Raw genomic sequence first — 10,924 nt, 5'->3', positions numbered from 1 at the left:
CGTTACGGTCACAACGCTAAAGCGACATGCTCAATAGATGAACAGGTTTGAGGGCGAGGCGAAATGGGTTGAAGCAGTACACCAGGCCGTGCTCATCTTTAGCGATTCGTATCGTGTTTTCGCCACTTTTTAAGGAGTATCTTATGTCCCTGACCAAATCCCTGACCAAGTTCCTGCGCGACGAAGAAGGCGCTGTTGCGATTGAATATGCACTGGTGGCTGCCGGTATTGCGGCTGTGGTGCTGACCTTCTTCTCTTCCAGCGGCTCGTTTGGCTCGCTGCTGACCGCGCTGTACGACAAGATCAAGACGGCTGCCGGCGTCACCACCCCCGCGAACTAAGAAGCGAAGCTCCTGACGGGTCAGGGTGCGTGGCATCCTGACCATCCGCCGCTGTTCCCAATGACTTTGCTCCGGCGAATCTGCCAACCTGGGAGGCCCCTGCCATGACACCCAGCATTCTCATGCCCCGGTTTCGCGAAAACCAGTTTGGTGCCATCGCCATTGAATATGCCTTGACGGCTGCCTTTGTGGCTGCCGCGGTGCTTGGCTTCTTCACCAGCAACGCCCCCGGTATTTTGACCAGCATCTGGCAATCGATATTCAGTCGAATTGCCTGACACGCTCAAAAACCCGGCTTGTTGCGCCAGATCAATACAGAACCAGGAATATCGTATGGTGCAAGTCATTCTATTACTTGTGCTGATGCCTGCCGTTCGCTCGGATATGCGCGAACGCCGCATACCCAATCAGGTTCTGCTCTTCAGCCTGATATTGACATTCTCTATGGCCATCGTTAATTCGATTCAGTCAGGCCATATGGATACCGATTTTGCCCTCACCCAGCGCCCGAGCGGTTTGCTGGTGGGGCTGCTGTGTTTTTTACCGCTTCACATCGCCCGACTGATGGGTGCCGGCGACGTGAAACTGATGGCCACCTGCGGTGCCATCCTGGGCCCGGCACTCGCCTGGCAAGGCGCCCTCGTGGCGCTGATGCTGGGAGGTGTCATGGCCCTGGCATGGAAGCTCTGGTTCGGGGTGCCATCCCTGCTCTTGTGGCACCCCATAGGCGCGCTTTGGCGCAGGTTGCAAGGCTGCTCGAACGGCGGCGCGATCCCGACAGTGGAAGGTGAAATCAAAGGTTTTGACCCGCTTCGTTACACGACGGTCAAATTACCTTTTTCTTTACCCATCCTGCTGGCGAGCATCAGCGTAACGTTGTTTCAGCATTGATTTCTTATGAGGGCTGTCGATGACTAATTCGTCCAAGGTCCTGCTAACCCAGGGAGTGAGTTGCCCATGAGATTCCGCGGTGTATTGATGCTCGTCTTCGCGCTGTTGGCAGGCTTGCTTGCCATCGTGCTGGCAACGCAGTGGATGCGTTCGCAAACGACGGGAACGAGGTCCACGCAAGTTGCCGTGGCGGTCAACGACATCCCCATGGGTGCGGTCATCGGGCCCGACATGGTGAAGCTGGCGCCCTGGCCAGAAGATGCCAAACCCGAGGGCGCCTTCACCGATGTGGCGCCCTTGCGCAACCGCGTCATCCTGACGGCGGTGCAGAAGGGTGAGCCCATCGTGCAGCGCCGCCTTGCGCCGGAAGGCTCCAAGGGCGGCCTCAACGCCATCGTGGCACCCGGCAAGCGGGCCATCACGGTGCGTGTCAACGACGTGGTGGGCGTGGCCGGCTTCGTGCTGCCCGGCACCTACGTCGATGTGATTGTCAACACCCAGGTCGGCCAGGAAGGCAGCAAGCAGGAATCGATCTCCAAGATCGTGCTGGAACGCATCCTCGTGCTGGCCGTGGCGCAAGACGTCGAGCGCGACTCGACCAAGCCCCAGGTGGCCAACGCGGTGACGCTGGAGGTCACCCCCCAGCAGGCCGAAACGCTGGACCTGGCACGCAGCGTCGGCGCGTTGTCGCTGGTGCTGCGCAATCAGGCTGAAGCCCAGACTGCGGGCACCACCGGTGCGACCAAGGAGGCCTTGCTGGGCCTGCGTGATGCCCACCTGCCCATCAAGGCGGCGCCCGCCCCAGCCAGCAGCGCGGTGGCCACGCCCCGCCCGCGCACATCTCCATCTGTCAAGCCATCCCAGGGCACCGCGCAGGATTGCGTGGACGTGATTCGGGCAGGCGCACGCAGCCACGAATGTTTCTGAGGGCCCTCGCATGAGCACGAACATGAGCCAATCAAACCGTCCTCTCACGCTGGCACGGTCCACCCTGAGTTGGGCCGCAGCCCTGACTTGCTGCCTGGCCACCAGCCAGGCCATGGCTGCCAACGCCAGCTGCAGCCGTGTCGACATCGCCCCCGTGGTCAAGGTCGCCCTGGGCAAGTCCACCATCATCCGGCCCCAGGCCCCCATCCAGCGCATCGTGCTGGGCTCGGCGCCTGCCCCGGCCAATGCCGCAGCGGCCAACCCGGCAGGCGCACCGCGCCTGGGTGCGGCAGACGTGGACGTGATGCTGCTGAGTCCCAGCGAGGTCTACCTGCTGGGCAAGTCACTGGGCACGACCAACGTAGTGCTGATGGACCGCAGCAATGTGTGCACGGCCTTTGACGTGCTGGTCAGCATGGACGCGCTGGGCCTGCAGACCTTGATCCGCGACCTGGTCCCGGACGAAAAGAATGTGAAGGTCACCACGGCCAACGACGCCATCGTGCTGTCGGGCGAGGTGTCTGACAGCGAGGCCGTCAACCGCGTGGTGGATCTGGCGCAGGCCTTTGTGGGCGGCGGCTCGGCCAGCGGGGCAGGCAGCACCAACAACCGCAACGCCAAGGTCATCAACATGCTCAGCGTGGGCGCACCGCAGCAGGTCATGCTGGAGGTCAAGGTGGCCGAGATCTCCAAGACACTGCTCGACGAGTTTGGCGTGGACTTTTCTCGGTATCAGAACAGTTCCGGGAACAGCATCCAGCTGTTGAGCAACCTGTTGAGCGTCAGCCCAGGAGGCAACCTCGGCGGCAGTATCGCCTTCAGCCGTGCGCGCTCCAAGTACACCACAAGTGTCCTCATCAACGCCCAGAAGAACGATGAGCTGATCAAGGTGCTGGCCGAGCCCACCATCATGGCCATCAGCGGCCAGACAGGCAGCTTCCTGGCCGGCGGCAAGGTGCTCATACCGGTGAGTCAGAACAACTCGTCTGGCGGCACCAATATCACGCTGGAAGAAAAAGAGTTCGGTGTGGCCGTGAGCTTCACGCCCACGGTGCTGGGTGGTGGCCGCATCAACCTGCACGTGCGCCCCGAGGTGTCCGAGCTCAATGCCTCGGGCGTGACCATCGCAGGCCTCAATGGCAACGCCGTGCTGCCCTCGTTCACCTCGCGCAAGGCCGAAACCACGGTGCAACTGGCCGATGGCCAGAGCTTTGCCATCGGTGGACTGGTCAAGAACAACGCCACAACCAACATCAGCGCCTTCCCCTTCCTGGGTGAGTTACCTGTCATCGGCGCGCTGTTCAGAAGCTCGCAGTTCCAGACCAATCGCACCGAGCTGGTGTTCGTCATCACGCCGCGCCTCGTCAAGTCACTGCCGGCCGACTACAAGCTGCCAACGGACAACTACGTGCCCCCCAGCCGCAGTGACGTGATCCTCAATGGCCGCACCGAAGGCAGCAAGCCCGATGGTGACGCAGCCGGCAGCGCCCCCGCACCCGCCCCTTCTCGCCAACCCGCCAGCAACGGTGGCTTCGACCTGAGCACGCCCAAGGACAAACCATGAACCACTCTTCATGCCTGAACAGGGCTGCCCTGGGCACCCTGCTGAGTACCGCCATCCTGATCGGCGGCTGCGCCTCGACCTCCCCGATCCTGGATGCCCACTTCGGTGAATCGGTGCACCAACTCAATGTGCAGCAGCGCATCAACCCCGAGGCCAGCGCGGCCAACGAAGCCAAACCCCTGGGCGCCGACGGCCGCACCGTGCGCGCCAGTTCCGAGCGCCTGCTGGAGAGCTACCGCAACCCGCAGACCGGCGAGATCCCGACGGTCAGTGGCGTGGGTGGCAGCACCGGCACGAACTCGAACCGCTGAACCACGCTGGACGAGCCCGCCATGAGCACCCGACGCATTGCCCCTCCAGGCGCAGCCGGCAGGCAGCGCCAGCACGGTGCGTTCGCCATCTTTGTGGCCATTGCCATGGTGGTGTTGCTCGGTGCGCTCGGCCTGGCGCTGGACGGCGGCCGGCTGCTGAGCAACAAGAGCGAACTGCAGTCGGCCGCCGATGCCTGTGCCCTCGCGGCTGCCACCGAGCTGGTGTGCGAAGCAGGTGATGCGAGTTGCCTGAGCCGCGCCGCCAAGCGTGGTGTGAACCTGGCCAACCGCAACAAGATGGATTTGCAGAGCAAGAGCGTGGCCATCACCGAAAACGATGTGACGTTCTCGACCAGCAGCAATGGCACTTTCGACAAGTCGCAGAACGCGTCGCGCTATGCCAAGTGCACGATCAAGCCCAGCACCATCGCGCCGGCCTTCCTGAGCGTGCTGGGCATCAACAGCATGCAGGCCCAGGCCGTGGCCGTGGCCACGCTCTCTGGCGGGCAGAACATGTGCACCAACGCGCCGATTGCCGTGTGCAGTGGCCCCACCTACACCAAGGGGCAGTGGCTGACCGAAGCCTATGCCGACAAGAAGGGCACGCTGGGTGGCACCGTGTTCAAGTGGGCGCTGTTGTCCGGCAAAGGGGGTGCCAGCACCATTGCCGCCGGGCTCTCGTCCAACGACAACACCTGCGCCGGCAAGGGCGACCCCGTCACCTTCCCCGGCGTGGCCAGCGGTGTGAGCGACGAATACAACTCGCGCTTCGGCCTGTACAAATCGGCCTCAACCGATCTGACGCTGTCCACCACGCCGATGCCGGACAAGACCGGCTATGCCTACCCGACGGCCAGCATCCCGCTGAATGCGACCAACGCCTACGACGACTACCTCGTCCAGCGGGCCAGCAACACGCCCTTCTCCAAAGCGGCCTATGTGGATCAGAGCGGCGGCAAATCTTTCAGCAACAGCGCCTACAAGAAGATCGCCACCACAAGCGAGTTGCAGACCTACGGCCGGGACCGCCGCATCCTGACCCTGATCGTGGCGGACTGCAATTCTGCTGCACCCAAGGTCACGGACAGCGCCTGCGTGCTGATGCTCAACCCCATGGACAACGGCAACGGTGCCAACAGCACCCCGCTGTACCTGCAATACCTGGGCAAGCCCGGCACCAGCGGCACACCGTGCCAGATCAGCGGCCTGCCCGACCCCTCCGGCAGCGGGATCGGCAACTCGGTGGCCACGCTGGTGAACTGACGGGGACCCATGATGCGCAAATCACGCCCTTCATCCCCCAGCAGCCTGCGCACACGCGGCGTCGTGGTGATCGAACTGGCGCTGGTCACCGTCCTGCTGGCCACGATGATGTTTGGTGCACTCGACCTGGGGCGCGCCATGTATGCCTACAACGAGATCGCGCAGTCGACCAGAACGGCTGCACGTTACCTGGCCACCTCGCCCACCGTTGGTGCCACCGAAGTGAGCAGGGCCCGCAATCTGGTGATCTACGGCAGCTTCTCCAACAGCGGGCCGGCCTTGACCAGCGAGCTCACCGCCTCCAGCACGGCCATCCAGTTCTGCACGCCCAGCTATTGCGACATCCCGGGCGCCAGCACCGCCAGCATGACCAACCAGCCCGTCACCGGTGCCGGCACCGTGAACCTGGTCCAGGTGCAGGTCAGCAACCTGACCCTCATCTCCTATTTCCCGCAAACGGTCGCCGACATGCTGTTCAAGACCATTTCCGTGACGCTTCCCAGGGTGGGCTGAGATGAACACACATCGCCCACCCCTCCTCATGAACAGCACGCCTGCCCGCGCGGCCCGAGGCGTCGTGGCTGTCGAGTTTGCCCTGAGCTTCGTGCTCTTCATGCCCCTGTTCCTGGGCGCCATCGAACTGGCCCGGTTTGCCTACTTGCGCAATGTCGCCTCCGAGGCCACCCGCATCGGCGCCCGCACCATCGCCCTGTGCGACCCCAACGACACCACGGTCAACCTGGCGGTGAACCGCATGCGCGCCATCCTGCCGCAGATCCCCAGCGACTACAGCAGCTACGTCACGATCACGCGCATGAAAAGCGACATGAGCACCAGCTGCACCAGCACGTCGGACTGCGCCTATGTCCGGGTCGCGCTCAGCGGTGTCCCCGTCCCGACCGTCATCCCGGTGTTTCCGCTCAACCTCACCTTGCCCACCGTGTCGACCACCGCGCCGCGTGAGCTCATGGTGAGCACCAACAACGGCTTCTGCAGTTGACGTAGCCATTTGCCACTGAACGCCTATGCACATCCATCTGGTCTGCAGTCCCACCGCCGCTCAAGGCTGGCAAGCGTCGCTGCGCGCATCCCCCCGAAGCCTGCACATCACCAGCGCCTACGGGTCTTTGAGCGAGGCGCAAGCCGCCATCAAGGAGGATGTGCCCGACATCCTGGTGGTGGAGGCCCGAAAGCCCGATGACTTCGCCGCCTTGCAGGCCCTGGCACAGGACCTGCCCTACCTTGATTGCGTGATCGTCGGCCTGCAGCCCGATGCGGATACGCTGGTCAGTCTGATGCGCGCCGGTGTGCGCGAAGTGCTGCCCGGCAACCCCGATGGCGTGGCGGTGGCCCAGGCTGTCGAGCGCCTGGCCCGCAAGAAAGGCGGTGCGCTGCGCCCCACCCGCAAGGCCAAGATCCTGTGCTTCATCAGTTGCAAGGGCGGCAGCGGCGCCACCTTCCTGGCGGCCAACCTGGCGGTGGACCTGGCAGCCGAAGGCACGCGCAAGGTGGCCTTGTTCGATTTCAACCTGCAGTTCGGCGACGCCTTGCTGTTCATCAGCAGCCAGCAGGCCTCCAGCAACGTAGCCGAAGTGGCACGCAACAGCGAACGGCTTGACCAGGAGTTGCTGCGTGCGTCGATGCTGGAAGTCAGCCCCGGCCTGCTCGTTCTGCCGGCACCTGAAGACCCGGCTGCTGCCGAAGACGTGCACGCCGAACACGTGCGCACCCTGCTGCACACGGCCCAGAACGAGTTCGACTACATCGTGATTGACCTGGGCCGCACGCTCAATGCCGTGGCCCTGCAGGCACTGGACATGGCCGACCAGGTCTATGCCGTGCTGCAACTGACCTTGCCCTTCATCCGCGACGGCAAGCGGCTGCAGCAGATCTTCACGTCGCTGGACTATCCGCCCAGCAAGATCAACTGGATCGTCAACCGCTTCGAAGCGGGCGGCCAGCTGACGCTGCACGACCTGAAGCGCACATTGAACATCCAGCACCTGAGCACCATCCCCAACCACTATGGCGTGGTGGCCGACTCGGTGAACCAGGGCGTGCCGGTTTCGCGCATTGCACCGCGCAGCCCGGTGACGCTGGCCATCCATGAACTGGCCTCCAGCATCACCGGCCAGGCGCCTGTGGACGCAGGCAACGCGGGCATCAAGGGCATGCTGGGCAAGTTCTTCGACAAACGTGGTGACGGGGTATCGGTATGAGTTTGAGAGAACGTCTCGGCCTGGGTGCCGGTGGCGGTGGAGGCGGTGAGAAAGCACTCACCACAACGGCTCCGTCCGGCGCCCCCGACAGCGTGATGCCGCCACCTGACGATGAAGCCATCACCCGCGCAGCCCTGTCCAAGCTGATACCGACAGGCGCGGTGCCAGCCCCGGTGGACGCCAACCCTGCTGCCACGCGGGCCTACCAGCAACTCAAATCGCAGGTGCACCAGCAGGTGCTGCGTCGCCTGGACATCGAAGCCCTGGACAGGCTGCCGCCCGACCGGTTGCGCGAAGAGCTGCGCCTGCTGGTCGAACAGCTGCTGCATGAGCAGAGCATCGCCCTCAATGCCTCGGAGCGGCGCGCACTGGTCACCGAGATCCAGAACGAGATGCTGGGGCTGGGGCCCATCGAGCCCCTGCTCCAGGACCCGTCCGTGTCGGACATCCTCGTCAACACCTTTCAGCAGGTGTACGTGGAGCGCATGGGCAAGCTGGAGTTGACGAACATCGCGTTCGCCGACAACGCCCACCTGATGAAGATCATCGACAAGATCGTTTCCCGTGTGGGGCGGCGCGTCGATGAGTCCAGCCCGATGGCCGATGCCCGCCTGGACGACGGCTCCCGCGTGAACGTGATCATCCCGCCCCTGGCGATCGATGGCCCGATTCTCTCGATCCGGCGGTTTTCCGCCACGCCCTTGCAGATGAGCAACCTCCTGGGCTTCAAGTCCCTGTCGGAGGAGATGGCCTTGTTCCTTGCCGCGGCCGCAGAGGCCAAGGTCAACATCGTGATCTCGGGTGGCACGGGTTCGGGCAAGACCACGCTGCTCAACATCCTCAGCGGCTACGTGCCCACCAACGAGCGCATCGTCACCATCGAAGACGCCGCCGAGTTGCAGCTGCAGCAGCCCCATGTGGTGCGCCTTGAAACCCGCCCGGCCAACATCGAAGGCCGCGGCGAGATCAACCAGCGCGCACTGGTACGCAACGCCCTGCGGATGCGCCCTGACCGCATCGTGCTGGGCGAAACACGCGGCCCCGAGGCGCTGGACATGCTGCAGGCCATGAACACGGGCCACGAGGGCTCCATGACCACCATTCACGCCAACACCCCGCGTGATGCGCTGGCCCGCCTGGAAAGCATGGTCGCCATGGCGGGTGTGGACCTGCCCGCCCGCGCCGCACGCAGCCAGATTGCATCGGCCATCGGCGTCATCGTGCAGGTCAACCGCCTGACCGACGGCACGCGCCGCCTGACCAGCGTCACCGAGATCGCCGGCATGGAAGGCGATGTGATCACCATGCAGGAGCTCTTCGTCTTCAAGCAGACCGGCGTGGCCGCCAACGGTGTGGTCCAGGGCCACTTCACCGCCACGGGCGTGCGCTCCAAGCTGTGGGACAAGCTGGTGTCCAAGGGCATCCACCTGCCCGAGCGGCTGTTCGAGCCCGTCAAACACAACGTGTGAAGCACATCAGGAGCAAGTCATGAACGCAACCTACCTGATGTTCGTCATCCTGGCCTTTCTGGCCGTGGTGCTGGTACTCGAAGGGCTGTATCACACCTTCTTTGCCGGTCGCTCGCGGGAAGCCCGGCGCATCCGCAATCGCCTGGCGCAACTCAACGACACCGGCAGGCAGGTTGAACTGCGCCTGACGCGGGAGGAAGAGCAAGCCCGTATTGGCGAGCTCGCCCGCTGGATGCTGGGGAACCCGATTGGCAAGCGGCTGACCCTGTATGTTCACCAGGCTGACGCCGGCCTGCATGCCGCAGACATGGTGCTCATCTCGGCCGCGTTGTTGCTGGCCGGCATCCTGGCGGCGGCCGTCACGGGGCGGCCCCTGCCCTTTGGTGCGGCCGTGGGCTTGTCCATTGGTGCGGCGCCCTGGTGGTTCATCAGCTACCGCCGCGACAAACGCATCAAGCGCCTGGAGCAGCAGTTCCCCGAGGCGCTGGACATGGTGGCCCGCGCCATGCGGGCGGGCCATGCGCTGTCCGTGGCCATCAAGATGTGCGGCGACGAGCTGCCCGGTCCGCTGGGCCCCGAATTGCGCGAGATGTCGGACGAAGTCACGCTGGGCATCCCTTTCAACGATGCGCTGCAAGGCCTGGTCGACCGCGTGCCGCTGCGCGAGGTGTCCTTCCTGGCCGTGGTGCTGACCGTGCAACGTGAAACCGGCGGCAACCTGGCCGAGTTGCTGGACAAGCTGGCCAAGCTGATGCGCGAACGGTTCAAGCTGATCGGCGAGGTGCGCATCCGCAGCGCCGAAGGCCGCATGTCTGCCTGGATCCTGAGCCTGCTGCCTTTTGGCATGGCGGCCTTCCTGATGTACCTGAACCCCAAATCCATGTCCCTGATCTGGACGGACCCATCCGGCCGGATGTGGCTGTTCCGCATGCTGGTGCTGATGGCGCTGGGCATCCTGTGGATCACGCGCATTGTGCGCATCAGGGCCTGAGGAGTGCCACACATGTCAATCTGGTTGGTCCTGCTCTTCATCTTCGCGGCAGCTGCGCTGTTTGCCGTGTGGGTGTTCGACATCTTCTTCCCTGACGAGGCCCGGCGCCGTCTGGCAGACCTCGTCGATGCCTCGCCCCATGCCGCGCGCCGCGTGAGGCGCAACCACCTCATCAACGTGCTGGCCCGCGTCACCGAACCCATCGGCAAGCTGGCCACCCCCGACGAGGACCGCTTCAACGAAATCTCGCTGACGCTGGCCCATGCCGGCCTGCGTCAGAAATCGGCGCCCGCCGCCTACTTCGGCGCCAAGGCGGCGCTCACGCTGCTGTTGCCCTTGCTGACCCTGTCTGTGCTGACCTTCAGCACGGTGGGCCCGCGTTCGTTCAACATCATGACCGTGCTGGCGCCCGCGGCGCTGGGTTATTACCTGCCCAGCCTGTTCCTGAAGTGGGCCGTCAGGCACCGCCGCCAGCGCATCGTGGAGGGCATGCCCGATGCCATTGACCTCATGACCGTGTGCGTGGAGGCCGGCCTGAGCATGGATTCGGCCATGTCGCGGGTCGCCGAAGACATCGGCATGAGCAACCCGGTGCTGGGTGAGGAACTGCGGATCATCGGCATGGAAACACGCGCCGGCCTCAACCGGGCCATGGCTTTGCGCAATTTCTACGGCCGCACCGGCGTGGACGAGGTCGACAGCTTCGTGACCATGGTGATGCAGGCCGAGCGCTTCGGCACCAGCATCGCCGAGGCGCTGCGCGTGCACTCCGAGACCATGCGCACACGCCGCCGCCAGCGCATCGAAGAAGAGGCCGCCAAGATTGGCACCAAGCTGCTGTTCCCGCTGGTGTTGTGCCTGTTCCCGGCCCTGCTGTTCGTGCTGGTCGGCCCCTCGATCATCCAGCTGGTCGGCATCTTCACGGCCAAGTAGCCAAGGAAGGACACC

At 64.1% G+C, this 10,924-nt stretch carries 13 protein-coding genes; all 13 read left to right on the top strand.

All coding sequences use genetic code 11. The features are described 5' to 3' along the window. The first annotated feature begins 143 nt into the window (after nt 1-143). Entirely contained in the window at nt 144-341 is a 198-nt protein-coding gene (locus JY96_RS16950; protein ID WP_052162664.1) for a Flp family type IVb pilin, read from the top strand. A 104-nt stretch (nt 342-445) separates the two neighbouring features. Continuing rightward, entirely contained in the window at nt 446-619 is a 174-nt protein-coding gene (locus tag JY96_RS23335) for a Flp family type IVb pilin (protein WP_152606548.1), read from the top strand. Nucleotides 620-674: 55 nt separating this feature from the next. Next, on the top strand, nt 675-1,232 hold the full coding sequence (locus JY96_RS22475) for a prepilin peptidase (RefSeq protein ID WP_052162663.1): 558 nt from the start codon (nt 675-677) through the stop codon (nt 1,230-1,232). Between the two features lie 66 nt (nt 1,233-1,298). After that, on the top strand, nt 1,299-2,159 hold the full coding sequence (gene cpaB / locus JY96_RS16940) for a Flp pilus assembly protein CpaB (RefSeq protein WP_035039298.1): 861 nt from the start codon (nt 1,299-1,301) through the stop codon (nt 2,157-2,159). Nucleotides 2,160-2,181: 22 nt separating this feature from the next. Further along, nucleotides 2,182-3,723: a type II and III secretion system protein family protein gene (locus JY96_RS16935; RefSeq protein ID WP_081961662.1), complete on the top strand. Its 1,542-nt coding sequence runs from the start codon at nt 2,182-2,184 to the stop codon at nt 3,721-3,723. After that, complete coding sequence (locus JY96_RS16930; protein WP_052162661.1) at nt 3,720-4,034, top strand: hypothetical protein; 315 nt, start codon at nt 3,720-3,722, stop codon at nt 4,032-4,034. The genes JY96_RS16935 and JY96_RS16930 overlap by 4 nt, the downstream gene beginning before the upstream one ends. 21 nt (nt 4,035-4,055) lie before the next feature. Continuing rightward, complete coding sequence (locus JY96_RS16925) at nt 4,056-5,297, top strand: pilus assembly protein TadG-related protein (RefSeq protein ID WP_035039285.1); 1,242 nt, start codon at nt 4,056-4,058, stop codon at nt 5,295-5,297. 9 nt (nt 5,298-5,306) lie between these two features. Next, nucleotides 5,307-5,810 (top strand): TadE/TadG family type IV pilus assembly protein, encoded by a 504-nt coding sequence (locus tag JY96_RS22470; protein ID WP_052162660.1) that lies wholly within the window; start codon nt 5,307-5,309, stop codon nt 5,808-5,810. 28 nt (nt 5,811-5,838) lie between these two features. After that, on the top strand, nt 5,839-6,297 hold the full coding sequence (locus JY96_RS16915) for a TadE/TadG family type IV pilus assembly protein (RefSeq protein ID WP_035039282.1): 459 nt from the start codon (nt 5,839-5,841) through the stop codon (nt 6,295-6,297). Nucleotides 6,298-6,322: 25 nt separating this feature from the next. Then, nucleotides 6,323-7,516 carry an AAA family ATPase gene (locus JY96_RS16910; RefSeq protein WP_052162659.1) on the top strand — a complete coding sequence of 398 codons (1,194 nt, stop codon included), beginning with the start codon at nt 6,323-6,325 and terminating at the stop codon, nt 7,514-7,516. 95 nt (nt 7,517-7,611) lie between these two features. Next, nucleotides 7,612-8,985: a CpaF family protein gene (locus tag JY96_RS16905; RefSeq protein ID WP_081961352.1), complete on the top strand. Its 1,374-nt coding sequence runs from the start codon at nt 7,612-7,614 to the stop codon at nt 8,983-8,985. Between the two features lie 19 nt (nt 8,986-9,004). Next, nucleotides 9,005-9,976: a type II secretion system F family protein gene (locus JY96_RS16900; RefSeq protein ID WP_035039279.1), complete on the top strand. Its 972-nt coding sequence runs from the start codon at nt 9,005-9,007 to the stop codon at nt 9,974-9,976. A gap of 12 nt (nt 9,977-9,988) precedes the next feature. Further along, nucleotides 9,989-10,909, top strand: coding sequence for a type II secretion system F family protein (locus tag JY96_RS16895; protein WP_035039276.1), 921 nt, complete (start codon nt 9,989-9,991; stop codon nt 10,907-10,909). Nucleotides 10,910-10,924 lie beyond the last annotated feature (15 nt).

Source organism: Aquabacterium sp. NJ1 (assembly GCF_000768065.1).
Lineage (GTDB): Bacteria > Pseudomonadota > Gammaproteobacteria > Burkholderiales > Burkholderiaceae_C > Aquabacterium.
This window is presented reverse-complemented; position numbering and strand designations above follow the sequence as displayed.